This is a genomic window from Pseudomonas sp. FW305-96, from assembly GCF_058783825.1.
On sequence record NZ_JBYSYW010000007.1, the window covers coordinates 193,174 to 217,437 of the forward strand.

Consider the following 24,264-nt stretch of genomic DNA (forward strand, 5'->3'; position numbering starts at 1 on the left):
TTCACGATTGAAGCCGCACCTACAGGTTCAGCATCATTTGACGTTGACAGTGATCTTCTGCGACTCGACGCTCGGTTTGAACGGCACGTGGTACTTGTCGCCCAGCACCAGCTGCAGGGTGTGCTTGCCCGGTGTCAGGGTGATGGTCGCCTCGGTCTGCGCCTTGCCGAAGTGCAGCACCTGGGGACCTGCCGGCAGCGGTGCGTTGTTCTCAGGCATCAGGCTGGTGGGCAGCGGCTGGTCGGCCAGAGGAGCCTTGTCCACATCCACCAGCAGGTGGTGATGCCCGGTGTGCGGGGTCTGGTCACCCGCAGGCTTGAGGCCCATGCCTTCGATACCGAACTTGACGGTGAAGGTCTTGTCGACCGTGGCCCCGTCGGCGGGGGAAACGATGAAGACCTTGGCGCCCTCCGGTGGCTGCTGGCTCTTCAGCGCATCCGCGGCACTGGCGAACACCGACGCCCCCATCAGCAGACCGGCGACGGCAGCACGCGAAAATAGGCTTTTCATTCACTTCTCCTGTGATTCACTTCAATTGACCGCTATCACTTAAACGAAGCACAGCGGTACTTCACCATAGTCCAACCAACCAGGCAGAGGTTCAAAAACACGGGCAGAAATATTTCAGACCGGCGTAAACATTAACGCGGCTACACGGTCATAGGCTGCGTTCGACCGTGGCAGAAAAGAAAGCCTCGGCGAATGACATTCACCTGCCGAACAAGAAAGGGGCACTCATGCGTTTGACCATTGGCATTCTGTTGGCGGTATTGTTCAGCCCACTGGCCCAGGCCGAACTGATCGACGAAATCAACGACCGTGGCGAACTGCGCATTGCCGTGCTGAGCGATTCACCACCTTATGCGTTCAAGGAAGACGAACACCTGACCGGTTTCGAGATCGAGTTGGGCCAAGCCCTGGCCAAGGAGCTGGATGTGCGGGCCGAGTTCGTCGAGACTGCGGCCGAAGAGGTGCTGCCCGGGGTGGAGAGCGGTAAGTTCGACATGGCCTTCAACAAGCAAGACGTCGAACCGAGCGACCAACTCGACACCATTCGGACCCTGGCCAGCCAGAAACTGGTGATTCCGTACCTGAAGGACAATCCAGCCTTCGAGACGGCTGTGAACAATGCCCTGCAACGAATCAAGGACGACGGCCGCCTGGCAGACCTGGAAAGCAAATGGCTCAAGGGCACCAAGCAGGCGAGCGCCGGACAGTAACACCGCATCGCGGGGGAAGCCCGCTCCCACGCAACGCTGCCGTCATGCTCAGCATCGCTTGGCAGCGGGCTTGCCCCGCGATCAGATCTGGCTCAACGCTCGCTGCGCGTCTTCCAGCTCCAGCTCGCTGAACACCTGCACCCCTTCGCGCCGCAACAAGGCCGTGGTCACGCCCTCACCCGCCACCTTCACACCGCTGAAACTGCCGTCGTAGGTCTGCAGATTGCCACACGAGGGGCTGCCCGACTTGAGCACCGCCACACGGATGCCATGCCGACGCACCAGTTCCAGCGCCAGGCGGGCCCCGGCGAGAAAGGCGTCGCTGACATCGTCGCCGGTCACCGTCAGCACCTGTGCCTGCCCATCCAGCACCGCCCCGCCCTGCCCACCGGGTATCTCCGCAGGCGGTCGTGGTGTCGGCAAGCCACCGGCAACTTCCGGGCACAGTGGCACCACCCTGCCTTCGGCCTGCCAACGCTGCAATACATCGGGATGGCCACTGGCACGTCCGTCGTAGCGCACCGGCTGACCCAGCAGGCAGGCGCTGACCAGTACCTTCGGCAGCTCAGAACGGCTCATTGCCACGGCGCCGGAACCAACCGGTCAACGACAGGCGTTCACGCCCTGCCGGGAGTACCTCGTGCGGGACCTCACCCGACAGGAACACCACCAGGCTGCCAGCCAATGGCGCCACGTCGTGCTCGACATCGCCCTTCAGGAACATGCGCAATTGTCCACCGTCCTGCGGCTGCCAGCCCTCGTTGAGGTACAGCACGGCCGACACCATGCGCCGGTCATCGTCGCGGAAGCGGTCGAGATGACGCTTGTAGAAGGCGCCCGGCGGATACAGGGCAAAGTGGCACTCGAAGTCCTCGAGCCCCAGGAACAACCCTTGGTTGATGGCCTGGCGCAGGCTGTCCATCGCCCCCAGGTAGCGGTCGCAGACCTCCGATTCACCGGGGTCGATCCACTGGATCTGGTCGCCACGGATCGCCTCGCGGATCTCCTGCGCGGCGCCACGCCCTATGCCGGCGGGGTTCAGCTCACCCTCGGCATAGCGACGACGGCATTCGGCCGCCAGCGCGCGCGACAGTTCGTCGGGCAGGAAAAGAGATTGCTGCGACCAGCCACGGGTGGCCAGGTCATCGACAATGGTCGACAGCAGCGGATGTTCGGAAGGAATGTGCATGGCGCATCATAGCCATTCGGCCATCGCTCGCACAGCGCCACTTGGTCAGGAAGCGCCGCTGGCGACTCGACAAAGCCCCGCAACGCCAAGGACAATAGCGGCCTGCCGACAGGAGTCCTGAATGCGCCGTCTGTTTTCCCTGCTTCTGCTGATGATCTGCACCATGCCTGTCTGGGCAGACACCCTCGATCAGCTGTACAAGGTCGCTGGCTGGCCCGACCAGCGCGCCCACTTCAACGATGCCGTGAGCGCCGCCCAGCAGCGCTACCGCAACAGCTTGCCGCCTGCGGTCTACCAGGCGCTGGTCAACAACAGCAACCAACGGTTCCAGGCCCAGGCCATGGACCAAAGGGCCCAGGCGCAACTGCGCGCCAACCTGCCCAACCCCTCGCCGGCCCTGGCCTTCTTCCAGTCGCCGCTGGGGCGCAAGGTCGTGGCCGCCGAGCTACTTGCCACACGCAAGGACCAACTGGCCAAGCACGCCAAGGGCCTGCCGAAGATCCAGGCCAGCGACAACCGCGTGCTGATCGTCGGCCACCTGGCCCAGGCCTTGCCCGCCCGCGAGGCCGGCGCCGAGGTCAGCCTGGCGATCGCCGGCGTGGCGGCCGACAGCCTGAGCTCGATGCTGCCCGGCCTGTTCGGCGGCGGCCAAGCCCAGAACCTGCTCGATGGCCAGCGCCAGCGTTTGATGAACCAAGTGGGCGAGGACCTGAACAACACGTTGTTGTACGTCTATCGCGACCTGTCCGACGCTGAGCTCGAGCAGTTCGCCACCTTCGCCGAATCGACGGACGGCCAGGCCTACTACAAGGCCGCGGTGGCCGCGATTCGCGCCGCCCTGGCCGTGGGCCAGAACGCCGCCAACCTGAAGTAAGTCAGTCCAGGCGCTGGCCGATGAACTCGAAGTAGCGCTGGCGGATGCCAGGCAGCTCGTTGGCCAGGTGGTGCCGCGCCTCAGGCAGCATGAGGATCTGCGGCTCTGCGAACTTGGCCTTGAGCACCTTGAGGTTGTACGGCCAATCTACCGTACCGTCCGCCTCGCCCTGCACGATCAGCGGCCGCCGCGTACTCCGGGGAGCGGCTTCGATGCGCCGGACCCACTTCATCAGCGCACCAACCCAGGCGGTCGGCAGGCGCCGTGGCTGTAGCGGGTCAGCTTCGAGAAAAGGCAGGAAGCCCGGGTCGTTGGTGTTTTCGCTGAAGCGCCGCTCGATGCCATTGACGAAGTGGCGCAGCACGCAATAGCTCAGCTTCGACCAGCGCCAAGCGCGCGGGCGCACCAGGGGGGCCAACAGGATTGCCTCGCCGTCGACAGGGCTGCTTTCGCCCTGGTGCAACAGATGGTCGACCACGATCGCCCCACCGGTGCTTTGGCCACAGAGATGCCAGGGCCGTGGCAGGTCGAGCAGGCGGGCCTGTTCGAACAACGCCTCGAGCACCTGCTGGTAGATGCTGAAATCATCGATGCTGGCCCGTTCGCCACTGGACAGACCATGACCTGGCAGATCGCAGCCGATCACGGCGTAGCCGCGCCCCAGGGCCCATTCGATCACATGGCGGTATAGCCCCATGTGATCGTAGTAGCCATGCAACAGGAACAACGTCGCCTGTGGCCGTTCGGGCAGCCAGACCTGGCCGACCAGGTCGAAGCCTGCCACCTGGAAGCCGCCCAGCCAACTGTGTGCGGACAGGCCCAGGCCGTAGAAGCCCTGGTAGGCCTGGCCCTGGGTGGACAGCAGGTGGCGATCGGCAAGGGGCGGCAGGCTGGCGCGCAGCAGGTCGGGGTGGAAACTGGCGGGCATCGGTACATCCAGAGCGAAGCAAGTATTGATCTGCGATATTCAGCTCTGGGCCGCGTCATGGCAAGCTTGGCCCCTCCTCCGACGAACAATGCGAGCTCGCTCCCACGAGCATCGCGCAAGGCCCCCATGGCGATGCGACTTCTCTCACTCCTTGCACTGCTACTCTGCGCCACCGCCCTCTGGTGGGCCTACGACAATTTCCAGTCCCGCTACCTGCGTCCGTTCGACAACCAGGCCACCTTCTTCGACGGCAGCCAACTGCGCCTCCCAGCCGAGCTGGCCGGCCCGGGCCCGATCCGCGTGGTGCACTTCTGGGACCCGGCCTGCCCGTGCAATGTCGGCAACCAGCAGCACCTGGGCGAGCTGGTCGAGCACTTCGCGCCGCTCGGGGTCAGTTTCCATGTCGTGCAAAAGCCTGGCAGCCACGGCCAACTGCCGGCCAATCTGGGAACACTGAAGCCCCTGGCCAGCCTGCCCGGCAGCGAACACCTGCCCGCCAGCCCCGCCGTGGCGATCTGGGACCACGACGGCAACCTCGCCTACTTCGGCCCCTACAGCGAAGGCGCGGTGTGCAACTCGAGCAACAGTTTCATCGAGCCGATCCTCAAGGCGCTGGCACAAGGGCGGCGGGTGCAGGCCTCGAATACCCTGGCGGTCGGCTGCTATTGCCCGTGGAGCAGTGGGCCAGGCCAATAACCCACTACCGCAGCCTCACCCCAGAGGATCCATAGGGTAGCGACATACAGAACAAGGAGAACTGTATGTCACGCCAAGGCTACACCGAGCTGACCCCTACCAACGTCAGAGACCGCTACGAAGAACAGTTCCGTTCAACCCCACCGATTTTCTGGGGACATCAACGGGTCCATCCGCTGCAACTGGTATCGACGTTCCGCCCTGGCCACCTGGTGATTGACCTGGTCCGCCAGGTCGAATCGGACAAGCAACAGGTTCACGCCGACCACGCGCGCCTGCAGGCTACCCAGGACGAACAACTCGACCAGGCTATCGCGACCAGCGCCGGCCCACTGACAAGCCTCAGCGAAACCGCGCGTCTGGAGCGCCAGATCGTTGCCTTCGGGCAGCTCACCGCGACCTACCAGACTCAGTTGCAACAGGCTCGCCAGCAAGCCAACAGCTTCTTTGGCACAGACCCGGAGCATCGCCCACTCAAGGATTTCCTTGCTGTCGTCCGGCAGCCGAACGCCCCCGACGCGCCTCGTCAAGCCTGGCTGACAGCCTACCGCGCGGCCTTCGAGGCCAAGCGCCTGGAGCGTCAGCTCAATGAACTTCGCCGCCGCCAGGCGCGCCTGCAATGGGCGCTGACCGATACGAGGTACAAGGCGGCGCAACGTGATCGTGTGGTTCAACTGGTCCATCGGCTGGAAACGAAACTCGCTCGGTTCTCCGTCAGCAAGCTCGAGCATGCGCTCGCGCGCGCCTCGCTCGAGGGCGCATTGAACACATTCCAGCGCCACCAGCATGACGACATCGCAGCGCAGGCCGCAGCCGAGCATGCTCGCGAGCTGGAACGGGAAACCTGCGAGCTGATCCGCGCACAGAATTCACTCCATAAACATTCTGCGACCGCTCGAAAGGACAACCTTTCACTCGAGTTCGACGCCAGTCAGCTCCAAACAGTGATTACCGAGCAGAAGCGCAAGCCACACGCCCAGCGTAATCCGGAGCTGCAGCAATTGCGCGACAGAGTCGAGCGCGAGCGCACAGGCTATGGCATCGATGCGCAATGGGGGCGGGCTGCCGACAACCCTCTGCACCTGAGGGCCCACGACGCGATCCACGCCGCATTCGATGAGCAGACACACCTCTCCATGCTCAGCGGACAGACGCCGAGCAACACCCCCGTCACCTTCCACGCCTGGGTCGCCAGCACTCGCCACGCAGTGGTTCTGGCGAGCTCAAGCGGCGCCTTCGCGTACTTCGAGGCGTTCTGGGAACTGCTGGGAAAGGCACTGCAGTCAGCCGCAACACGCTTGCTGGCCGACGCCGCGACCGGCGCCGTTCGGTATGCGTCCCTGATGCTCTACTCGGCCCGCCTCGGCAATGGAGAGCGCATGGGCGTCAGTGTGCCGCTGGCCTACATGACTCCCGGCGCGGACCTGACCGCTGAAGCCAACCGCAGGGCCGGGCAGACGCTTGAGCTGGCGCTGCGGATGAACGCCATTCCAGTGGGTGAACAGACCGAGATATACCTGGCCAGCACCGATGGCAGCAGCCTTCTGCGCGATGTCCGCGTACGCCAAGCCACTTGGGACCCTGCCCTGGATAGTTACCGCTTCACCGCCGATGGCCCGGGCGGTGCGACGCTGCTCTGGCATCCGGCCACGCCACCGAGCAGCCTGGGCACCCGAGACCCGGTGACCGGCAGCACCACTCCCGCACTGCCGATCGTCGAAGACCTGCAAAAGCACTACCCGGGCACGATCAGTTCGAAGCGCCAGCCGGACATCAACGTCTTCCCTGCACTGCCGGACCCACATATAGACGACTACGTCATTGTCTTCCCCGCCGACTCGGGGCTGTCGCCGATCTACGTGATGTTCCGCGACCCTCGGCAGATCGCCGGGGTGGCCAGCGGTTACGGGCAGGTGACGTCGGATCGCTTCCTTGAAGCCGCAGTCACACCAGAAGGCGCGCCGATTCCTTCGAGGATTGCGGATAAGTTGAGGGGACGCAGGTTCAGTAGTTTCGATAGGCTGCGGGAGGAGTTTTGGAGGGAAGTGGCAGCCGATCCCCTACTCAACAAACACTTCACCAAGAACAACTTGATACGAATGACGGACGGCGGCGCGCCACTGGCACCGGGGACAGAGTGGGTCGGAAAGCGAAAAAGCTTCGAGATTCACCATATTGAAGAAGTCAAAAATGGCGGCGCAGTTTACAACCTCGACAACTTGGCAGTCATGACACCTCGACAACATATTGACCACCACAGTGAAAAAGGCAAAGGCAATGACCAATAACAAAAGCATCACTGAATACACGGAAAGTGAATTCTTGGAGTTTCTGCAAGATTTTTTTGTCAATCGCACGGATCTCAAAGGTGCCCGATTCATTGAGTATCAAGATAAGCTGATGCAAAGATTCGAGACGATTATTGAAAATCCACAGGGATCTGATCTCATTTGTTACCCAGGTGAAGGCGCAGAGGATAGCCCTCAAGGTGTCCTCGACCGCGTCAAACAGTGGCGCGCCGCCAACGGCAAACCCGGCTTCAAGCCCGCCTGATCAAAAGCCCTGCGGCCAACCCCGCAGGGCTTTGCACTTCAGCCACGCACCCGCGCAGGGTTACCGACCACAACCGCCCCGGCCGGCACATCCCGGGTCACCACGCTGCCCGCGCCGACCACGGCGTTGTCGCCGATGGTCACCCCCGGCAGGATGATCGCCCCGCCGCCGATCCAGACATTGTCGCCAATGATCACCGGCCGCCCGCTTTCCAGGCCGCTGCGGCGCAGCGCCGGGTCCAGCGGGTGGTCGGCGGTGTAGATCTGCACCGCCGGGGCGATCTGGCAGTCGGCGCCGATGCGCACCGGCAGCACGTCGAGGATCACGCAGTTGAAGTTCATGAAGGTGTTGGCGCCCACGCTGATGTTGTAGCCGTAGTCGCAGTGGAACGGCGGACGGATCACCACGCCTTCGCCCACGTTGGCGAAGTGCGTCTTCATCAAATCATGGCGCGCCTCGTTGGGTTGCTCGACGCTGCCGTTGTAGTGGTGCATCCAGTGCCGGTTGGCCGCCTGCTCGGCTTGCAGCTCGGGGCAGCCGGCATGGTAGAGCTGGCCTGCCAGCATTTTCTGTTTTTCGCTGAGGGACATGGAAACTCCTTTCAGGGGGCTATGCTCAGTTCGCGAATCCGCCGATGATCGGACCACATTCTTTCGCTCGAGTGCACAAGGAGTCTCGATGAAGCGCAGCCTGACCTTGCTGGCGGTGGTGATCGCCGTGGCCGCCGCGGGCGGCGGTTACTGGTACGTGCAGGGCAAGCAGCCCCAGCGTGATGGCGAAGCGGCCATCAACGGCTTGCAGGCGCCGGTCAGCGTGCGCTTCGATGCCCGTGGCGTGCCGCACCTGCAGGCGCAGAACGAGCAGGACCTGTACCGCGCCCTGGGCTACGTGCAAGCCCAGGACCGTCTGTTCCAGATGGAGATCATGCGCCGTCTGGCTCGCGGCGAGCTGGCCGAGGTGCTGGGCGAGAAGTTGCTGCCCACCGATACCCTGTTCCGCAGCCTGCGCATTCGCGACCAGGCGGCCTTGATGGTGCAACGCCAGGACCGCCAGTCACCGGCCTGGCAGGCGCTGCAGGCCTACCTGGACGGCATCAACCAGTGGCAGGCCAGCCACCCCAAGCCGATGGAGTTCGACCTGCTCGGCATCACGCCGCGCCCCTTCACCGCCGAGGACACCCTGAGCATTGCCGGCTACCTCGCCTACAGCTTCGCCGCCGCGTTCCGCACCGACCCGGCGCTGACCTACATCCGCGACCAGCTCGGCCCCGAGTACCTGAAGATCTTCGACCTCGACTGGCAGCCCGACGGCGCCGTGGCCACGCCGTTGGCCGCCGCCGACTGGCGCAGCCTGGAGCAGTTGGCGCGGCTCAGCCACGAGGCCCTGGGCGATGCCGGCATTCCGCAGTTCGAGGGCAGCAACGCCTGGGCCGTGGCCGGCAGCCATACCCGCAGCGGCCGGCCACTGCTGGCGGGTGACCCGCACATCAGCTTCGCGGTGCCGGCGATCTGGTACGAAGCCGAGCTGTCGGCACCAGGCTTCAACCTGTATGGCTACTTCCAGGCGCTCAACCCGTTCGCCCTGCTCGGCCACAACCGCGACTTCGGTTGGAGCCTGACCATGTTCCAGAACGACGACGTCGATCTGATCGCGGAGCGGACCAATCCGCAGGACCCCGAGCAGGTGATGGTCGATGGCCGCTGGCAGACACTTGAAAAGACCGAGCAGAAAATCGCGGTCAAGGCTGCGCAGCCGGCCAGCATCACCTTGCGCCGATCGCCCCACGGTCCGATCGTCAACAGCGTGCTCGGCGACACCGCCGGCCCGACGCCCATCGCCATGTGGTGGGCCTTCCTGGAAACCGAGAACCCGATACTCGAGGGTTTCTACCAGATCAACCGCGCCGACACCCTGGACAAGATGCGCGAGGCGGCAAGCAAGATCCAGGCGCCGGGGTTGAACCTGGTATGGGCCAATGCCCGTGGCGACATCGGCTGGTGGGCGGCGGCGCGCCTGCCGATCCGCCCGGAGGGCGTCAACCCGGCGTTCATCCTCGACGGCGGCAGCGGCCAGGCCGCCAAGCCGGGGTTCTACCCGTTCAGTGCCAATCCACAGCAAGAGAACCCGGCCAGCGGCTATATCGTCTCGGCCAATTACCAACCACCGGGCGCACTGCCCGTGCCCGGCTACTACAACCTGGCCGACCGGGGACGCCAGCTCGATCGCCTGTTACGCGACCCGGACATCAAGTGGGACACCCAGAACAGCCAGGCCTTGCAGCTGGACACCAGCACCGACTATGGCCCGCGTACCCTGGCACCGCTGCTCGGCACCTTGCGCAACGTCGCCCAGGGCGACGAAGAGAAGGAACTGGTCGAGCAACTGGCGGCCTGGCGCGGCGACTACCCGCTGGACTCCACCAGCGCCACGCTGTTCAACCAGTTCCTCTACGAGCTGGCGTTCGCCGCCCTGCACGACGAACTGGGCGACACCTGGTTCCCGGTGCTGATCAGCACCCGTGCCATCGACGCCGCGCTGCCTCGCCTGGCTGGCGACCCTCAATCGCCGTGGTGGAATCTGCGTGGTAGCAATGAACACACCGATCGCAACGCCATCGTTCGCCTGGCCTGGCAGCGCAGCCTCAAGCACCTGCGCGAGACCTTCGGCAAGGATCCGGCCAGCTGGCAGTGGGGCAAGGCCCATACCCTCACGCATAACCATCCGCTGGGCGTGAAGAAGCCGCTGAACCTGTTGTTCAATGTCGGGCCGTACGCCGCGCCCGGGACCCATGAGGTGCCGAACAACCTGTCGGCGAAGATCGGCCCGGCGCCCTGGCCGGTCACCTACGGGCCATCCACCCGCCGCCTGATCGACTTCGCCGACGCCGGCGCCGCGCTGACCATCAACCCGGTCGGGCAGAGTGGCGTGCCATTCGACCGGCACTATGGCGACCAGGCCGAGGACTACATCGAGGGGCGCTATCACAAGGCGCGGATGGGGGTGATTCCGGCGCAAAGCACGCTGCGGCTGGTGCCCAGATAGAAACCGGGGCCGCACAGCGGCCCTCTCGCAATCCATGAGGTCACGCAATGCAGAAACACTTCATCGAGATCGACGGAGCACGCATGAGCTATATCGACCAGGGCCAGGGCTTCCCAGTGCTGCTGGGACACAGCTACCTGTGGTCGTCCGCCATGTGGCAACCGCAGATCGACGCCCTGTCACAGCACTTCCGGGTCATCGTGCCTGAGCTGTGGGGCCACGGCGATTCCGCAGCCCCGCCCGCCAGTACCGTCGACATGGCTGCCCTGGCCCGCCAGCACCTGGCGTTGCTCGATGCCCTGGATATCCAGAAGTGCCACCTGGTCGGGCTGTCGGTTGGCGGCATGTGGGGCGCGCAGTTGGCCGTCGACCACCCTGAACGAGTCGACCGCCTGGTGCTGATGGACACCTACCTGGGCGCGGAGCCCGAGGCGACGCGGCTGAAGTATTTCGGTTTGCTGGATGCGGCAAGCAAAGCGGGAGCCTTTATCGATCCGTTGCTGGACGTCGTGGTGCCGATCTTCTTCCATGCCGGTGGCCAGACGGTGCCCGAGGTGCGCGAGTGCTTCCGTGCGGACCTCAAGGCAAGCAGCGCCGAAACCATCCGGGACAGCCTCGACCCGATGGGCCGGGTGATCTTCGGCCGGCCAGACCTGCTGGCGCGACTCAGTGAGCTGCCGGGAGAGCGGACCATCGTGCTCTGTGGCGACCAGGACATACCAAGGCCACCGGCGGAGTCCGCCGAGATGGCGCAGTTGATTGGATGCCTGGCGGCACAGATTCCATTCGCCGGGCATATCTCCAGCCTGGAGAATCCGCAGGTGGTGAATGATTTCCTGTTGAACTGGTTACCGCGCAATTGCTGAGACCGAAAGGGGCTGCTTTGCAGCCCCGTTCAGGCGATCAGCCCTGCCAGTTGCCGCCCTCGACGATCACGCTCTCAGGCTTGGTGTCGTCGCTCAGTTCCTTGCGCACGTACTGGTCGTACAGCTTGAGCAGGAACTTCTCCTCGCCGAGCTTGGCCAGTTCGGCGTTCACCCAATCGCGCAACTCGGTATTGCCCTTCTTCACCGCCGGGGCGATCGGTGCTTCGTCACCCAACAGCTGTGGCAGCACGCGGTAGCCCGGGTTCTGCTTGGCCCAGCTGAACAGGATCAGGTTGTCCTGGGCATAGGCATCACCCCGACCGTTGGCCAACGCGGCCAGCGACTCGGTGTTCTTCTCGAACTTGAGCAGTTTCCAGTCTGGGTGGGTCTTGGTCAGCCAGATGTCGGCGGTGGTGCCGGTGGTGACGATGATGGTCTTGTCGGCCAGGTCGTCGAGCTTTTGCACCGAACTGCCGTCGGCGACGATGGCCTGCACCGCCACGCGCAGGTTGGGGTTGGTGAAGTCCACGGCCTCCTTGCGTTCCGGAGTGACGGTCATGTTGGCGAGGATCAGGTCGACCTTGTCGCTCTGCAGGAACGGGATGCGGCTGGCAGGCTCGACCGCGACGAACTCGACCTTGTTCTCGTCGCCCAGCAGGTCCTTGGCGAAGCGACGACCGATGTCGGTGTCGAAGCCCACGTAGCGGCCGCTTTCATCGACGAAGCCGAACGGCGGCTTGTCGGTGAACACGCCGACGATCAGCTTGTCGCGGGCCTTGATGGTTTCCAGGTAGCTGGTGGCCGGCGAGGCGGCGGCGGGCTTGGCCGGGTCTTCTGATTTGTTGCAGCCGGCCAGCAGGGCCAGGCCCAGCAATGGCGCGAGCAGTTTGGCGAACGGGGCAGTCTTCATGACAGTTCCTTGTGCAGTGGCTTAGACAGTGTCTTGGGCAGGCTTTCGACGAACGAGAATTTCTCCAGGAACTGCTGCGCGCGTGCGGTCTGCGGTTGAGTGAAGAAGCGCTCAGGGTGGTTCTGTTCAAGGATCCTGCCGGCCTCCATGAACACGATGCGGTCGGCCACCGCGCGGGCGAAGGCCATTTCGTGGGTGACGATGAGCAGGGTCATGCCTTCGCGGGCCAGACCCTGGATCACCTGCAGCACCTCCTTGACCATCTCCGGGTCGAGGGCGGCGGTGACCTCATCGAAGAGCATCACCTGTGGGTTCATGCACAACGAACGAACAATGGCGATGCGTTGCTGCTGGCCACCGGAGAGCTGGCGCGGGAACGCGTCACGCTTGTCCAGCAGCCCTACCCGGGCCAGCAGAGCCTCGGCCTGGGCCTGGGCCTCGTGGCGTTCGCGCTTCTGCACCTTCAGCGGCCCCAGCAGCAAGTTGTCGATCACGCTCATGTGGCCGAACAGGTGGTAGCTCTGGAACACCATGCCGACCCGTTGGCGCACCTGACGCCAGTCGGTGTCGGGGCCGAGCAGCTCCTGGCCGTCGAGGCGCAGGCTGCCGCCCTGGGCCTCTTCCAGGCCGTTGAGGCAGCGCAGCAGGGTGCTCTTGCCGCAGCCGCTGGGGCCGAGGATCACCACCACCTCGCCGGCCTCGACCTTGAGGTCGATGTCTGCGAGCACCTGGTGCTGGCCGAAGAACTTGTTGAAGCCTTGGAATTCGATCAATGGATTCATGCGTGGGCCCAGCGCCGCTCCAGCACGCGGGAGGCGGCTGACAGCGGATAGCAGACAAGAAAGAAGAACAGGAACAGCGCGCCGTAGATCAGCACCGACTCGTAGGTACGTTCGATGATCTGCTGCCCCGCCTTGATCACTTCGACCACGCCGATCAGCACCGCCAGCGAGCTGGTCTTGATGATCCGCGTGTAGATATTGATGGTCGGCGGGGTCATGCGCTTGAGCGCCTGGGGCAGCAGCACATAGGCATACAGCTGCCAGCCGCCCAGGCCGATCGACAACCCCGCCTCGCGCTGCCCGCGTGGCAGCGACTGCAAGGCGCCGCGCACCACCTCACCGACCTCGCTGGCGCCCCACAGGCCCAGCACCAGCACCGCGCACCAGAAGCTGGGGATGCTCAGGCCGAAGAAGATCGGCAAGCCGAAGAACACCAGGTACAGCCAGACCAGCACCGGAATCGCCCGGAACAGTTCCAGGTACACCTGCAACAGGATGTTCAGCCAACGGCTGCCGAGGGTCGCCAGCACGCCGTAGAACACGCCGCCCAACGTGGCGAACAGGATGCCCAGGGCCGAGATCGCCAGGGTCTGCCCGGCGCCCATGGCCAGTTGCGGCAGCGAAACCAGCAGCAGCTCAATGCCCGAACTGGCCATGTTGCAGCCTCCGTTCCAGGTAGCGCAGCAGCAGCGACAGCGGCAGGAAGATCAGCACGCAGAGCAGGGTCAGCACGGCGAGCATTTCGTAGGTCTTGTAGTACAGGGCGATGTAGTTCTTGGTGGTGTAGAGAATCTCCGGCACCGCCACCGCCGAAACCACGGTGGTTTCCTTGAGCAGGAAGACGAAATTGGCGAACAGTGCCGGCAGGCTGAGGATGCCGGCCTGGGGCAGGATCACATGGCGCAGCAGCTGGCCCTCGGAAAGCCCGATGGAGCGCCCGGATTCCAGTTGCGCCCGTGGCACGGCCTCGACCCCGGCGCGCAGTACCTCGGTGAGGTAGGCACCGCCCATGAACGTCAGGGTGATGATCGCGGCGGCGAAGCCGGATACCTTCACCCCCAGGCTCGGCAAGGCGAAGTAGACGAAGAACAGCTGGATCAGCAACGGTGTGTTGCGCGCCAGCTCCACATAGCCCTTGACCAGGCGCCACAGGTACGGCGTGCGCAACACCAGGATCGTCGCATTGAGCAGCGCCACCAGCAACGAGGTGACGATTGCGATCGCCCCGACTTGCAGGGTCACGCCAACGGCCTTGAAGAAGGCCGGCAGTGTGCTAAGCATGAAAGCAGTGTCGAAGCTCATGGAAGGGGCCTCGGCACGGGGTCACGAAGGTACGGCATGGGAAGGTCCAGGGTCGGCACGAGGGTTGCTCGGCGTCGTTTCACGAATAGTGGCGCTGTGCCGGTAAGCACGATTCCTAGACTCTAAAGGCATAAAAATATTTTTATAAATATCTTTATTGCATATCTATATCACCACCCCGTGACGCTCGGAAATTTCCTTCCCTAGACGCGGATCTTTCCGAGGATTTTCCCCTCCAAGGGATTTCAAACTGTGACTTGCACGGCCCATCACATTCAACAAGGAAGACAACGATGAACAGCCCCTGCTTGCCTGCTTCGAACGAACAACTGCTGTGGCTCCTGGCGCTGCGCCGGGCCCTGGCGACTCAACGCTGAGCTTGCGCGGCATTACTCCAGACCGGCCTGCCCGTCAGCTCAGCACAAACAAAAACGCCGACGCAAAATGCGTCGGCGTTTTTCGTTCCAGGTCGCGTATCAGAACGCTGGCAGTACCGCGCCGCTGTACTTCTTCTCGATGAATGCCTTCACTTCCGGGCTGGTCAGCGCCTTGGCCAGCTTCTGGATCGCCGCGCTGTCCTTGTTGTCCGGGCGGGCAACCAGGAAGTTCACGTACGGCGAATCGCTACCTTCGATCACCAGGGCGTCCTTGGCCGGGTTCAGGCCGGCTTCAAGCGCATAGTTGGTGTTGATCATGTCCAGGTCGACCTGATCCAGCACACGCGGGAGCATGGCCGATTCAAGCTCCTTGAACTTGAGCTTCTTCGGGTTCTCGGCGATATCCTTCGGCGTGGCCAGGGCGTTCTTCGGATCCTTCAGGGTAATCAGCCCGGCCTTCTGCAGCAGCAGCAGGGCACGGCCACTGTTGCTCCCCTCGTTGGGAATGGCCACGGTCGCGCCGTCCTTCAGCTCGGCCAGGCTCTTGACCTTCTTCGAGTAGCCACCGAACGGTTCGACGTGCACGCCGATCACGGTCTCCAGGTGGGTGCCCTTGCCTTCGTTGAAGTTCTTCAGGTACGGCAGGGTCTGGAAGTAGTTGGCGTCCAGGCGCTTCTGGTCGACCTGCACGTTGGGCTGGACGTAGTCGGTGAAGACCTTGATCTCCAGATCCACGCCTTCCTTGGCCAGGGTCGGCTTGATCAGTTCGAGGATTTCGGCATGCGGCACGGGCGTGGCGGCCACCACCAGTTTCTCGGCGGCGTTGGCGAGGCCCGCGAACGACAGTGCGGCGGCCAGGGCGGTGGTCAGCAGGGTCTTTTTCATGGTGATCCTTGTTCTAAAGCTGGGCCATCGCAGATGGCGAGTCGGGTGCCCATCCGTTCGGGTGGGCGTGCAGCGGACAATACCGAGATTTTTTATTCCGGAACAATATCTTTTGATTAGCTGCTTATGCCAAAAACAAATGGCCATCACGCCCTTTGCTTATGAACGGCGGCAGCCTGCTCTACGGCGAGCTTTTCCCCAGTCGTGCCAGCGCCGCGCCGAGCAGATCGCGCAGTTCGGCCAAGGTATCCGCCTCTCGACTGCCGCCTAGCTGCATGAGCTGGCGGGCCAGGCTGGCGAGGGGAGCGGTATCGGGCAGGTCGAGATGCGCGGGGAGGATTTCCTCGCCATCGCTGACCAGCAGGGCGAAGTGAATGACGTTCTCCAATTCGCGGGTATTGCCCGGCCAGGCATGCGCTTCGAGCGCCTGCTGGGCGGCCTCGCTGATGAGGGGAACCGGCCGATCCAGGCGCACGCTGTAGATCCCCACGAAGTACTCGGCCAACGGCAGGATATCGCCGACCCGATCACGCAGCGCCGGCAACTCCAGCTCACCTTCGTACAGGTAATGGTAGAGCCGCTCGTTGAAACGCCCCGCGCGCACTGCCAGCGCCAGGTCGATGCTGGACGCGGCCACCAGCCGCACATCGACCGCCTGCGGTTGCGTGGCGCCGACCCGGATCACCTCGCGATTCTCCAGGGCGGCCAACAGCTTGCCCTGGATCGCCAGGGGCAGGTCGGCGATCTCGTCCAGATACAACGTGCCGCCATTGGCCGAACCGAACCATCCGGCGCGACTGCTGGCAGTACCGCCCTGGCTACCGGCGCTGTAGCCGAACAGCTCGGCATCGGCATAGGTCGGGCTGATGGCCGCGCAGTTGACCGACACGAACAACCCGCCCCGATCGCTGGCGCGATGAATCTGCCGGGCCAGCAGCTCCTTGCCGGTGCCGGTCTCGCCGCGAATCAGCACCGGCAACGGTTGTGGCGCCAGCCGCTCCAGGGCCTGGCGCAGCGCCTGGGAGCGCGGATCGACGAACACCAGCGCCTTGGCGCGGATGCTCAGTGGGCTCTTGTCCAGTTCGGGGAAGGTCAGCAACGGCTGACCGAATGGTGTGTGAAATGTCATGGAATACTCCCGCCCCGGCCGCAAGCGGTCAAGGGATTCAGCTCAGTCGATGAAACCTGTGGATCAGGCGCGGCGCAGGGCGCGCTGGTCGACACGGGCCTGCAGCCGGTAGAGATAGGCAAAGCCTTGCTCCCAGCGCTGGTGCCCGGACTTGACGTTGATATGCCCGGCGTTGGCCAACAGCCCCGCTTCGGCGCCCCAGGCCTGCGCCAGGTACAACGCGCGCGGCACGCTCACCGCCGGGTCGTTGTCGGAGCTGACCACCTGGCTGGGAAACGGCAGGGCCTGCAGGGGAATCGGCGCGAAATTGCGCAGGGCTGGCGCGCAATTCGGCCGCTCGACATCCGCCGGTGCCACCAGCAGCGCGCCGCGCACCCTTTGCTGCAGTTCAGGGCTGGCCTGTGCGGCCCAATGCGCGACCGTGATGCAGCCGAGGCTGTGGGCGATGAGAATCACTGGCGAGCGCTCGGCGGCAATCGCCTGCTCCAATGCCTGTACCCAATCGCGCCGTTGTGGCGTGAGCCAGTCGCTCTGCTCGACCCGGGCGCTATTGGGCAGGCTGCGCTGCCAGTGACTTTGCCAATGGTTGTCTGGCGATCCTTGCCAGCCCGGCACAATCAGGTAACGAATCGACTCATTGCGCATGGGGACGCCTCCGGAAGTTTGCGTGCTTGGGTGCAAGTATAGGGAGGGGGTTATATTCGTAAAGGAATAAGAAGCTATTTATTAATAACCAAAATACCAAAATGAAAGAGGCCTGCCTTCGCGCATAAAAAAAGGGCCATCCCCTGCCAAGGAAAATGGCCCCTAAGCACTTGCCTGAAGAAGGTATCGCCGGTCAGCGCGCGGTGATCACCGCCAACTTGCTGATCCCGGCACGCTCGATCGCCGCCATCGCCCGGGCGACCTCGCCATAGTTCACACCATCGTCGGCCTGCAGCTGCACACGCAGCTCGGCGTCCTTGTCCTTGGCAGCCTTGAGGTTGGTCTCCAGCAGGTCGGGCTGGATCTCGTCCTTGTTGATGAACAGCTTGCCGCTGCCGTCGATGCTCACCACCAGCGGGTCCTTCTGCTCCACCGGGGCCACGGCCTCGGTCTTGGGCAGGTTGATCGGGATGGCGTTGGTCAGCAACGGCGCGGTGACGATGAACACCACCAACAGCACCAGCATGACGTCCACCAACGGCGTGACGTTGATTTCACTCAACACTTCATCGCTGTCCTGGGTCGAGAAGGCCATGTCAGGACGCCTCCTTCACAGGTTGGGTGAAGCCGGTGTGCTGGCGCTGCACCGCCGGGTGCACCAGCACGCGGAACGCACTCTTCTGCGCCAGGCTGTAGAAGTCGTGGGCGAAGTCGTCGAGGTCGGCGGCGGTCAGCTTGAGGCGACGGAGGAAGTAGTTGTAGACCAGCACCGCTGGCACCGCGACGGCGATCCCCACGCCGGTGGCCACCAACGCCGCGCCGATGGGCCCGGCCACGGTCTCCAGGCTCGCCGAGCCCGCCGCGCTGATGCCCTTGAGCGCCTCCATGATGCCCCACACCGTGCCGAACAGGCCGATGAAGGGCGAAGTGCTGCCGATACTGGCCACCACCGCCAGGCCGGTTTCCAGCGAACGACGCTCACGGACGATCTGCTGGCGCAAGGCGCGCTCCAGGCGGTCCTGGTGGTTGATGGCCTGACTGAGGTCACTGGCCTGGCCAGGCTCACCGACCGCAATCGCCGCAAATCCCGCCTGAGCGACACGGGCGGCCGGGCCAGGCAGGTCGTGGGCCGGCTCGGCGGCGGAGTCGAGGCTGGACGCAGCCCAGAACTGCTGGTGGAAGCGCTTGTCCTGGTTCTTCAGGCGCACGAACTGCACGACCTTGACCAGGGCCAGCGCCCAAGTGGCGACGGAGAAGCCGACCAGCAGCCAGATGACCGCGCCTTCAACGGATTCGAGGGGAGATGCCAACACGCTCATGATGAAGTCCTTCCTGTGTGCGCTCGCAAGTTAACGAAGCTTGAAATCGATCGGTACGCTGACCCAACCCACCTGGGCCACCTCGCCCTGCTTGGCCGGGACGAAGCTCCAGCGTTTCACCGCCGCCAGCGCGGCGGCGTCCAGGGCGTCGCGACCACTGCTTTTCTGGATCTGGATCTGCCCTGGCTTGCCACTGGGCAGCACCTCGACGCGCAGCAGCACGGTGCCCTCCCAGCCACGGCGCTGGGCCATCTGCGGATATTCCGGCGCCGGGTTCTTGAGGTACGCGGCGTTGGCCGAGGCTGGCGTCACCGGGGCCGGGGCGGGTGGCGCAGGCGCAGGCGGAGCCGGCGCGGCCACGGGCGTAGGCATGGGTGGCGGCGCTTCGACCGGTTTCGGCTGCGGTTTTGGCTGTGGCTTGGCCACAGGCTTGGGCACGACTTTCGGCTTGGGCTTTGGCTTGGCAGCCAACTCGTCGAGCACCGGCGGTGGCGGTTCGAGCACAGGCGCTGCCGGGGCTGGCGGCGGCGGCTCGACGACTGGCGGCGCGGGCGCGGCGAACTCGATGGTCATGGGCGGAATCTGCGGCGGCACGATGGGCAACGCCGGGGTCGGTGCCTGGTTGATCCAGTAGGCGACGGCACCGTGCAGGGCCAGCACCAGCAGCACCAACGCCAGCTTGTCGCGTCGTTTGAGGCCGCTCAGCGGCGTGCGTTGCAGGCGTAACTGACCAAGCGGCAGGCGTAGCGTGCGTCCGAGCTCGACCAGGTCGCCCGATGCCGGGTGCCATGGCTGCTCAAAGGCCCTGACGGCCGTCTGGACATTACCCATTGCTAGAAACTCCTGGGGTGTTGATTCAGGTGTGTGGCTGAATCATCGGGCCTAGGGGCTTAGCTCATAAAGAAATGTTTAAACGTAAAACTAGACCAAAATGGAATAATTATTTCGATGGTCTGTCCACAACCCGCGTCTTTCGCGGCCTGCCGCAGAACAGCTTGCGAACGATGCCTTATCAGCATGCAAAATATTCGTTCAAGGCATCAATCCGCTGCGAGGGCTTTGCCCTCGATCGCTGGCAAGCCAGCTCTCACAGGTCATTGCAGCAGACCCTGTACTGTGGGAGCCGGCTTGCCGGCGATGGGCTGCAGCGCGGCCCCGACTATCCGCCAGCACATAAAAAAACCCGGGACCATGCCCGGGCTTTTCCTTTCATGCCTGCAGCTCAGACATCCGCCACCTTCTGCCACACCTTCGGCCGGAAGAACAACGTCTCCCCGCGCGCCAACCCGGTCAGGCTGTCGTGATCCTTGACCACCTCGGCCTCGATCAGCTCGCTTTGCCCTTCCACCTTCAAGGTGACCCGGGTGGTCGCGCCCAACGGGCGGATATCGCGGACCTCGGCGGCATGGTGGCCTTCGGTCTCATGGCGCGACAGCGACACCTCGTGCGGGCGGAACAGCACATGGTGGCCTTCACTGAGCGCCAGGCGGTTGGAGTCACCAAGGAAGTGGTAGACAAAGTCGTTGGCCGGCTTTTCGTACACCTCGCCGGGCGAACCGATCTGCTCGATCACGCCCTTGTTCATCACCACGATGCGGTCGGCGACTTCCATGGCCTCTTCCTGGTCGTGGGTAACGAATACCGAGGTCAGGTTGATGTCCTCGTGCAGCCGCGCCAGCCAGCGGCGCAGCTCCTTGCGCACCTTGGCATCCAGCGCCCCGAACGGCTCGTCGAGCAGCAATACCTTGGGCTCCACCGCCAGGGCACGAGCCAGGGCGATACGCTGGCGCTGGCCACCGGACAACTGCTCGGGATAGCGATCGGACAACCAGTCGAGCTGCACCATGTTCAGCAGCTCGTGGACCTTCTCGGCGATCTTGCTCTCGCTCGGGCGCTCACCCTTGGGTTTCATGCGCAGGCCGAAGGCGACGTTGTCAAATACGCTCATATGGCGGAACAGCGCGTAGTGCTGGAACACGAAGCCGACGTTGCGATCACGCACATCGTGCCCGGACACGTCTTCACCATGGAACACGATGCTGCCGTCATCCGGGGTTTCCAGGCCGGCGATAATGCGCAGCAGGGTGGTCTTGCCGCAGCCCGACGGGCCAAGCAGGGCAACCAGCTCGCCGCTGTGGATGTCCAGGTTGATGTTGTCCAGGGCCTGGAAGCTGTTGAAGCGCTTGCTGACGTTACGAACTTCGATCGACATGAATCATTCCTCCGCGGCGCTGTGGCGCAGGCGGTTAATACGGTTCTCGCTCCACTGCTTGAGCAGCAGGATGAAGAGCGCCAGGACAAGCAGCAGGCTGGCCACGCTGAAGGCCGCGACATGGTTGTACTCGTTGTAGAGGATCTCCACGTGCAGCGGCAAGGTGTTGGTGACGCCACGGATATGCCCGGACACCACCGACACCGCGCCGAACTCGCCCATGGCCCGGGCGGTGCACAGCACCACACCGTAGATCAGGCCCCACTTGATGTTCGGCAGGGTCACGTGCCAGAACATCTGCCAACCGTTGGCCCCGAGCAGGCGCGCGGCCTCCTCTTCCTGGGTACCCTGCTCCTGCATCAGCGGGATCAGCTCGCGGGCCACGAACGGCACGGTGACGAAGATGGTCGCCAGGACGATGCCCGGCAGGGCGAAGACGATCTGGATGTCGTGGTCCTGCAGCCACGGGCCGAACAGGCCCTGGGCGCCGAACATCAGCACGTAGACCAGGCCGGCGATCACCGGTGACACCGAGAACGGCAGGTCGATCAGAGTCACCAGGATACTTTTGCCACGGAAGCTGTACTTGCTCACGCACCAGGCGGCGCTGACCCCGAACAGCAGGTTCAGCGGCACCGAGATGGCCACCGCCAGCAGGGTGAGCTTGAGCGCCGACAACGCATCGGCCTCGAAGATCGCCTCGAAGAAGGTGCCGAAGCCGTTTTTCAGGGCTTGGGACACCACGATCACCAGCGGCAGGGCCAGGAACAGCGCAAAGACGATCCAGGCCAGGGTGATCAGCACGCGGCGCGAAGTGGCACTGCCACGCCGGGCGGCGTTGGCGGCGGCGGTTGCGCCAAGGGTTGATGAAGACATTACCGGGCCTCCTTCAAGGGGTTTCGATGCGCCGCTGCAGCAAGTTGATCAGCAGCAGCAGGATGAAGGAAACCACCAGCATCAATACGCCGATGGCAGTGGCGCCGGTGTAGTCGTACTGGTCGAGCTTGACCATGATCAGCAACGGCAGGATCTCGGTCTTCATCGGCATGTTGCCGGCGATGAAGATCACCGAGCCATACTCGCCAACGCCACGGGCGAAGGCCAGGGCGAAGCCGGTCAGCCAGGCAGGCAGCAAAGCGGGCGCCAGCACATGGCGGAACACCTGCAAGGGTTTCGCGCCCAGGCAGGCAGCGGCCTCTTCCACCTCACGCGGGATGTCAGCCAGCACTGGCTGCACCGTGCGCACCACGAACGGCAGGGTGACGAACGTCAGCGCCAGGGTAATGCCCAGTGGGGTGTAGGCGATCTTGAAACCAAGATCCGTGGCGAACTGGCCGACCCAGCCCGCAGGGGCGTACAAGGCGGTCAAGGCGATGCCGGCCACGGCGGTGGGCAGGGCGAACGGCAGGTCGATCATCGCATCGATAACCTTGCGCCCGGGGAAGGTGTAGCGCACCAGCACCCAGGCCAGCAGGGTGCCGATCACGCCGTTGATGATGGCGGCGAACAGGGCGGTGCCGAAACTCAGCTTCAGCGCGGCGATGACCCGCGGCGCGCTGACGATGTTCCAGAACTGCTCCCAGGTGAGCTGCGAGGCATGGATGAACATGGCCGCCAGCGGTATCAGCACGATCAGGCTGAGGTACACCAAGGTGTAGCCCAGTGTCAGCCCGAAGCCGGGTATGACGGGGGAAATGCGACGTGACATAAAGGTCCCTGGTTGAACGCACGAAGCCCGGGAGTCATCCCGGGCCGGTGCAGGCTACTGGAGGGTTTTGTTTGTGGGGCTGCTGCGCAGCCCTTTCGCTGGCAAGCCAGCTCCCACAGTGGCGGTGCATTCCCGCTTCCTGTGGGAGCCGGCTTGCCGGCGAAAGGGGCGCGAAGCGGCCCCGCTTGTTCATTGCCGATCACTGTGCCTGATAAATCTGGTCGAACACACCGCCATCGTTGAAGAACTTCGGCTGCGCAGTCTTCCAGCCACCGAAGTCCTTGTCGATGGTCACCAGGTCCAGTTTCGGGAACTGCTTGCCGAATTCGGCGGCGACCTTCGCGTCACGCGGACGGTAGAAGTTTTGTGCAGCGATCTTCTGGCCAGCCGGGCTGTACAGATGCTTGAGGTATTCCTCGGCGATCTTCTCGTTGCCCTTCTTCTCGGCGTTCTTGTCGACCACCGCCACCGGCGGCTCGGCCAAGATTGACAGCGAAGGCACGACAATCTCGAACTTGTCGGCGCCACCGTCTTCCTTCAGCGCCAGGAAGGCTTCGTTTTCCCACGCCAGCAGCACATCGCCCTGCCCGTTGTTGACGAAGGTGATGGTCGAGCCGCGGGCGCCGGTATCGAGCACCGGCACGTGCTTGAACAGCTCCTGCACGTAGGCCTTGGCCTTGTCTTCGCTGCCGCCGGTCTTCAGGCCATAGGCCCAGGCGGCGAGGAAGTTCCAGCGGGCGCCGCCGGAGGTCTTTGGATTGGGCGTGATCACCGAGACGTCTTTCTTGATCAGGTCGCCCCAGTCCTTGATGCCTTTCGGGTTGCCCTTGCGTACCAGGAACACGATGGTCGAGGTGTACGGCGTGCTGGCGTCCGGCAGGCGCTTCTGCCAGTCCTCGGGCAGGGTCTTGCCAAGCTTGGCGATCTCGTCGATATCGCCGGCCAGGGCCAGGGTCACCACGTCGGCGCGCAGGCCGTCGATGACCGCGCGGCCCTGCTTGCCCGAACCACCGTGGGATTGCTGGATCTTCACCTTGTCGCCGGGGTTGGCGGCTTGCCAATGCTTGATGAACTCGGCGTTGTACTGCTGGTACAACTCGCGGGTCGGGTCATAGGACACGTTCAGCAATTCGTAGTCCTTGGCGATCGCGGAACCGGCAAAAACGGCACTGGCCAGGGCGGCAAGCGCATAACGGCGGATGGACATGGTGAAGCTCCCGATTGGCATTTTTCTAGTTTTGAAGGGGTGCGGTGTCAGCCGGTCTTGTTACCGGGCTGCTGCAGGCGGAACTTCTCCTTGCGTTCGATCTGCACCACCTGGGCGTTGTGCACGGTGATCTCCACCGCGCCAAAGCGCAGGTCGCGCAGGGCACTCTGGATTTCACGCAGAATGGTGGCTTCGTCCTGACCGTCGATGCTGCGCAGAGATGCACTCATGCTCGTTCTCCTGTGAGTAAGGGCGCCGGGCAGAGGTTTTGAAGGGGATTTGCGCCTGGCTTGAGGGCAATACTAGTGAGGCGCGGATATTCTTAAAAATACTGTTTAAGAATGTTTATATAACCATTAGCGCGAACACTGAACCCTGTGGGAGCTGGCTTGCCAGCGATAGCGTCGGTGAGGCTGACGA

At 63.8% G+C, this 24,264-nt stretch carries 27 protein-coding genes; 7 read left to right on the forward strand and 20 right to left on the reverse strand.

What is annotated here, in order from left to right; all coding sequences use genetic code 11:
* Positions 1-33: 33 nt before the first annotated feature.
* The gene (locus AC3WL2_RS08005) at positions 34-510 is read right to left on the reverse strand and encodes a DUF4399 domain-containing protein (RefSeq protein ID WP_046853763.1); all 477 of its coding nucleotides are present in this window, start codon (positions 508-510) and stop codon (positions 34-36) included.
* A gap of 227 nt (positions 511-737) precedes the next feature.
* Here AC3WL2_RS08005 and AC3WL2_RS08010 point away from each other — a divergent pair, with 227 nt between their 5' ends.
* Positions 738-1,220 carry a transporter substrate-binding domain-containing protein gene (locus AC3WL2_RS08010; RefSeq protein WP_102684736.1) on the forward strand — a complete coding sequence of 161 codons (483 nt, stop codon included), beginning with the start codon at positions 738-740 and terminating at the stop codon, positions 1,218-1,220.
* A gap of 81 nt (positions 1,221-1,301) precedes the next feature.
* Here AC3WL2_RS08010 and AC3WL2_RS08015 read toward each other — a convergent pair whose 3' ends face one another.
* Both AC3WL2_RS08015 and AC3WL2_RS08020 read right to left on the reverse strand, forming a co-directional pair.
* A complete protein-coding gene (locus tag AC3WL2_RS08015; RefSeq protein WP_102684737.1) occupies positions 1,302-1,799 on the reverse strand; it encodes a 2-thiouracil desulfurase family protein in 498 nt (165 codons plus the stop codon).
* A complete protein-coding gene (locus AC3WL2_RS08020; RefSeq protein ID WP_046853760.1) occupies positions 1,786-2,409 on the reverse strand; it encodes a 2OG-Fe(II) oxygenase in 624 nt (207 codons plus the stop codon). The genes AC3WL2_RS08015 and AC3WL2_RS08020 overlap by 14 nt, the downstream gene beginning before the upstream one ends.
* Positions 2,410-2,530: 121 nt before the next feature.
* Here AC3WL2_RS08020 and AC3WL2_RS08025 point away from each other — a divergent pair, with 121 nt between their 5' ends.
* Positions 2,531-3,283 carry a DUF2059 domain-containing protein gene (locus AC3WL2_RS08025; protein WP_038707001.1) on the forward strand — a complete coding sequence of 251 codons (753 nt, stop codon included), beginning with the start codon at positions 2,531-2,533 and terminating at the stop codon, positions 3,281-3,283.
* 1 nt (position 3,284) lies between these two features.
* Here the strand turns inward: AC3WL2_RS08025 and bipL are convergent, their stop codons facing one another.
* Positions 3,285-4,211 carry a phospholipase BipL gene (bipL, locus tag AC3WL2_RS08030; RefSeq protein ID WP_102684738.1) on the reverse strand — a complete coding sequence of 309 codons (927 nt, stop codon included), beginning with the start codon at positions 4,209-4,211 and terminating at the stop codon, positions 3,285-3,287.
* 126 nt (positions 4,212-4,337) lie between these two features.
* Here bipL and AC3WL2_RS08035 point away from each other — a divergent pair, with 126 nt between their 5' ends.
* The 3 genes from AC3WL2_RS08035 (at position 4,338) to AC3WL2_RS08045 (ending at position 7,460) form a co-directional block, all read left to right on the forward strand.
* Positions 4,338-4,907: a DUF6436 domain-containing protein gene (locus tag AC3WL2_RS08035; RefSeq protein WP_102684739.1), complete on the forward strand. Its 570-nt coding sequence runs from the start codon at positions 4,338-4,340 to the stop codon at positions 4,905-4,907.
* Positions 4,908-4,972: 65 nt separating this feature from the next.
* Positions 4,973-7,195 carry a pyocin-S2/colicin E7-DNase domain-containing protein gene (locus tag AC3WL2_RS08040; protein ID WP_102684740.1) on the forward strand — a complete coding sequence of 741 codons (2,223 nt, stop codon included), beginning with the start codon at positions 4,973-4,975 and terminating at the stop codon, positions 7,193-7,195.
* A complete protein-coding gene (locus AC3WL2_RS08045; RefSeq protein WP_102684741.1) occupies positions 7,185-7,460 on the forward strand; it encodes a bacteriocin immunity protein in 276 nt (91 codons plus the stop codon). Before AC3WL2_RS08040 ends, AC3WL2_RS08045 begins: the two co-directional genes overlap by 11 nt.
* A 38-nt stretch (positions 7,461-7,498) precedes the next feature.
* Here AC3WL2_RS08045 and AC3WL2_RS08050 read toward each other — a convergent pair whose 3' ends face one another.
* On the reverse strand, positions 7,499-8,050 hold the full coding sequence (locus AC3WL2_RS08050) for a sugar O-acetyltransferase (protein WP_102684742.1): 552 nt from the start codon (positions 8,048-8,050) through the stop codon (positions 7,499-7,501).
* An 88-nt stretch (positions 8,051-8,138) separates the two neighbouring features.
* Here AC3WL2_RS08050 and AC3WL2_RS08055 point away from each other — a divergent pair, with 88 nt between their 5' ends.
* Positions 8,139-10,502, forward strand: a complete 2,364-nt coding sequence (locus AC3WL2_RS08055; RefSeq protein ID WP_102684743.1) for a penicillin acylase family protein — start codon at positions 8,139-8,141, stop codon at positions 10,500-10,502.
* A gap of 47 nt (positions 10,503-10,549) precedes the next feature.
* A complete protein-coding gene (locus tag AC3WL2_RS08060; protein WP_102684744.1) occupies positions 10,550-11,368 on the forward strand; it encodes an alpha/beta fold hydrolase in 819 nt (272 codons plus the stop codon).
* Positions 11,369-11,405: 37 nt separating this feature from the next.
* On the opposite strand, the gene AC3WL2_RS08065 is transcribed toward AC3WL2_RS08060, so the two are convergent.
* The 15 genes from AC3WL2_RS08065 to oscA form a co-directional block, all read right to left on the reverse strand.
* Complete coding sequence (locus AC3WL2_RS08065; RefSeq protein ID WP_102684745.1) at positions 11,406-12,278, reverse strand: transporter substrate-binding domain-containing protein; 873 nt, start codon at positions 12,276-12,278, stop codon at positions 11,406-11,408.
* Positions 12,275-13,060: an amino acid ABC transporter ATP-binding protein gene (locus tag AC3WL2_RS08070; RefSeq protein ID WP_023631066.1), complete on the reverse strand. Its 786-nt coding sequence runs from the start codon at positions 13,058-13,060 to the stop codon at positions 12,275-12,277. Before AC3WL2_RS08070 ends, AC3WL2_RS08065 begins: the two co-directional genes overlap by 4 nt.
* Entirely contained in the window at positions 13,057-13,716 is a 660-nt protein-coding gene (locus AC3WL2_RS08075; protein WP_102684746.1) for an amino acid ABC transporter permease, read from the reverse strand. Before AC3WL2_RS08075 ends, AC3WL2_RS08070 begins: the two co-directional genes overlap by 4 nt.
* Positions 13,697-14,362 (reverse strand): amino acid ABC transporter permease, encoded by a 666-nt coding sequence (locus AC3WL2_RS08080; RefSeq protein WP_102684747.1) that lies wholly within the window; start codon positions 14,360-14,362, stop codon positions 13,697-13,699. The genes AC3WL2_RS08075 and AC3WL2_RS08080 overlap by 20 nt, the downstream gene beginning before the upstream one ends.
* Positions 14,363-14,838: 476 nt before the next feature.
* A complete protein-coding gene (locus AC3WL2_RS08085) occupies positions 14,839-15,624 on the reverse strand; it encodes a MetQ/NlpA family ABC transporter substrate-binding protein (protein WP_094010961.1) in 786 nt (261 codons plus the stop codon).
* A gap of 181 nt (positions 15,625-15,805) precedes the next feature.
* The gene (locus AC3WL2_RS08090) at positions 15,806-16,753 is read right to left on the reverse strand and encodes a sigma 54-interacting transcriptional regulator (RefSeq protein WP_102684748.1); all 948 of its coding nucleotides are present in this window, start codon (positions 16,751-16,753) and stop codon (positions 15,806-15,808) included.
* 63 nt (positions 16,754-16,816) lie between these two features.
* Positions 16,817-17,398, reverse strand: a complete 582-nt coding sequence (locus tag AC3WL2_RS08095) for an alpha/beta hydrolase (protein WP_102684749.1) — start codon at positions 17,396-17,398, stop codon at positions 16,817-16,819.
* Between the two features lie 193 nt (positions 17,399-17,591).
* Complete coding sequence (locus AC3WL2_RS08100; RefSeq protein ID WP_028688526.1) at positions 17,592-17,993, reverse strand: ExbD/TolR family protein; 402 nt, start codon at positions 17,991-17,993, stop codon at positions 17,592-17,594.
* Between the two features lies 1 nt (position 17,994).
* On the reverse strand, positions 17,995-18,717 hold the full coding sequence (locus AC3WL2_RS08105) for a MotA/TolQ/ExbB proton channel family protein (protein ID WP_102684750.1): 723 nt from the start codon (positions 18,715-18,717) through the stop codon (positions 17,995-17,997).
* A gap of 30 nt (positions 18,718-18,747) precedes the next feature.
* Positions 18,748-19,548, reverse strand: a complete 801-nt coding sequence (locus AC3WL2_RS08110) for an energy transducer TonB (RefSeq protein ID WP_102684751.1) — start codon at positions 19,546-19,548, stop codon at positions 18,748-18,750.
* A 391-nt stretch (positions 19,549-19,939) separates the two neighbouring features.
* A complete protein-coding gene (locus AC3WL2_RS08115) occupies positions 19,940-20,929 on the reverse strand; it encodes a sulfate/molybdate ABC transporter ATP-binding protein (protein ID WP_102684752.1) in 990 nt (329 codons plus the stop codon).
* A 3-nt stretch (positions 20,930-20,932) separates the two neighbouring features.
* Positions 20,933-21,805, reverse strand: coding sequence for a sulfate ABC transporter permease subunit CysW (gene cysW, locus AC3WL2_RS08120; RefSeq protein ID WP_102684753.1), 873 nt, complete (start codon positions 21,803-21,805; stop codon positions 20,933-20,935).
* A gap of 13 nt (positions 21,806-21,818) precedes the next feature.
* Positions 21,819-22,637, reverse strand: a complete 819-nt coding sequence (gene cysT / locus AC3WL2_RS08125; protein WP_023629656.1) for a sulfate ABC transporter permease subunit CysT — start codon at positions 22,635-22,637, stop codon at positions 21,819-21,821.
* A 199-nt stretch (positions 22,638-22,836) separates the two neighbouring features.
* Complete coding sequence (locus AC3WL2_RS08130; RefSeq protein ID WP_102684754.1) at positions 22,837-23,844, reverse strand: sulfate ABC transporter substrate-binding protein; 1,008 nt, start codon at positions 23,842-23,844, stop codon at positions 22,837-22,839.
* A gap of 47 nt (positions 23,845-23,891) precedes the next feature.
* Positions 23,892-24,074, reverse strand: a complete 183-nt coding sequence (oscA, locus tag AC3WL2_RS08135; protein WP_003258557.1) for a sulfur starvation response protein OscA — start codon at positions 24,072-24,074, stop codon at positions 23,892-23,894.
* Between the last annotated feature and the right edge of the window lie 190 nt (positions 24,075-24,264).

What these genes read in the sequence shown, in the direction of transcription:
- AC3WL2_RS08060 (WP_102684744.1), top strand. Translation starts at nt 10,550, where the DNA reads ATGCAGAAACACTTCATCGAGATCGACGGAGCACGCATGAGCTATATC.
- AC3WL2_RS08015 (WP_102684737.1), bottom strand. Translation starts at nt 1,799, where the DNA reads ATGAGCCGTTCTGAGCTGCCGAAGGTACTGGTCAGCGCCTGCCTGCTG.
- AC3WL2_RS08130 (WP_102684754.1), bottom strand. Translation starts at nt 23,844, where the DNA reads ATGTCCATCCGCCGTTATGCGCTTGCCGCCCTGGCCAGTGCCGTTTTT.
- bipL (WP_102684738.1), bottom strand. Translation starts at nt 4,211, where the DNA reads ATGCCCGCCAGTTTCCACCCCGACCTGCTGCGCGCCAGCCTGCCGCCC.
- AC3WL2_RS08070 (WP_023631066.1), bottom strand. Translation starts at nt 13,060, where the DNA reads ATGAATCCATTGATCGAATTCCAAGGCTTCAACAAGTTCTTCGGCCAG.
- AC3WL2_RS08035 (WP_102684739.1), top strand. Translation starts at nt 4,338, where the DNA reads ATGGCGATGCGACTTCTCTCACTCCTTGCACTGCTACTCTGCGCCACC.
- AC3WL2_RS08095 (WP_102684749.1), bottom strand. Translation starts at nt 17,398, where the DNA reads ATGCGCAATGAGTCGATTCGTTACCTGATTGTGCCGGGCTGGCAAGGA.
- AC3WL2_RS08055 (WP_102684743.1), top strand. Translation starts at nt 8,139, where the DNA reads ATGAAGCGCAGCCTGACCTTGCTGGCGGTGGTGATCGCCGTGGCCGCC.
- AC3WL2_RS08085 (WP_094010961.1), bottom strand. Translation starts at nt 15,624, where the DNA reads ATGAAAAAGACCCTGCTGACCACCGCCCTGGCCGCCGCACTGTCGTTC.
- AC3WL2_RS08010 (WP_102684736.1), top strand. Translation starts at nt 738, where the DNA reads ATGCGTTTGACCATTGGCATTCTGTTGGCGGTATTGTTCAGCCCACTG.
- AC3WL2_RS08100 (WP_028688526.1), bottom strand. Translation starts at nt 17,993, where the DNA reads ATGGCCTTCTCGACCCAGGACAGCGATGAAGTGTTGAGTGAAATCAAC.
- AC3WL2_RS08090 (WP_102684748.1), bottom strand. Translation starts at nt 16,753, where the DNA reads ATGACATTTCACACACCATTCGGTCAGCCGTTGCTGACCTTCCCCGAA.
- AC3WL2_RS08075 (WP_102684746.1), bottom strand. Translation starts at nt 13,716, where the DNA reads ATGGCCAGTTCGGGCATTGAGCTGCTGCTGGTTTCGCTGCCGCAACTG.
- AC3WL2_RS08050 (WP_102684742.1), bottom strand. Translation starts at nt 8,050, where the DNA reads ATGTCCCTCAGCGAAAAACAGAAAATGCTGGCAGGCCAGCTCTACCAT.
- cysT (WP_023629656.1), bottom strand. Translation starts at nt 22,637, where the DNA reads ATGTCACGTCGCATTTCCCCCGTCATACCCGGCTTCGGGCTGACACTG.
- AC3WL2_RS08080 (WP_102684747.1), bottom strand. Translation starts at nt 14,362, where the DNA reads ATGAGCTTCGACACTGCTTTCATGCTTAGCACACTGCCGGCCTTCTTC.
- AC3WL2_RS08025 (WP_038707001.1), top strand. Translation starts at nt 2,531, where the DNA reads ATGCGCCGTCTGTTTTCCCTGCTTCTGCTGATGATCTGCACCATGCCT.
- AC3WL2_RS08105 (WP_102684750.1), bottom strand. Translation starts at nt 18,717, where the DNA reads ATGAGCGTGTTGGCATCTCCCCTCGAATCCGTTGAAGGCGCGGTCATC.
- AC3WL2_RS08045 (WP_102684741.1), top strand. Translation starts at nt 7,185, where the DNA reads ATGACCAATAACAAAAGCATCACTGAATACACGGAAAGTGAATTCTTG.
- AC3WL2_RS08040 (WP_102684740.1), top strand. Translation starts at nt 4,973, where the DNA reads ATGTCACGCCAAGGCTACACCGAGCTGACCCCTACCAACGTCAGAGAC.
- AC3WL2_RS08110 (WP_102684751.1), bottom strand. Translation starts at nt 19,548, where the DNA reads ATGGGTAATGTCCAGACGGCCGTCAGGGCCTTTGAGCAGCCATGGCAC.
- AC3WL2_RS08065 (WP_102684745.1), bottom strand. Translation starts at nt 12,278, where the DNA reads ATGAAGACTGCCCCGTTCGCCAAACTGCTCGCGCCATTGCTGGGCCTG.
- AC3WL2_RS08005 (WP_046853763.1), bottom strand. Translation starts at nt 510, where the DNA reads ATGAAAAGCCTATTTTCGCGTGCTGCCGTCGCCGGTCTGCTGATGGGG.
- AC3WL2_RS08020 (WP_046853760.1), bottom strand. Translation starts at nt 2,409, where the DNA reads ATGCACATTCCTTCCGAACATCCGCTGCTGTCGACCATTGTCGATGAC.
- cysW (WP_102684753.1), bottom strand. Translation starts at nt 21,805, where the DNA reads ATGTCTTCATCAACCCTTGGCGCAACCGCCGCCGCCAACGCCGCCCGG.
- oscA (WP_003258557.1), bottom strand. Translation starts at nt 24,074, where the DNA reads ATGAGTGCATCTCTGCGCAGCATCGACGGTCAGGACGAAGCCACCATT.
- AC3WL2_RS08115 (WP_102684752.1), bottom strand. Translation starts at nt 20,929, where the DNA reads ATGTCGATCGAAGTTCGTAACGTCAGCAAGCGCTTCAACAGCTTCCAG.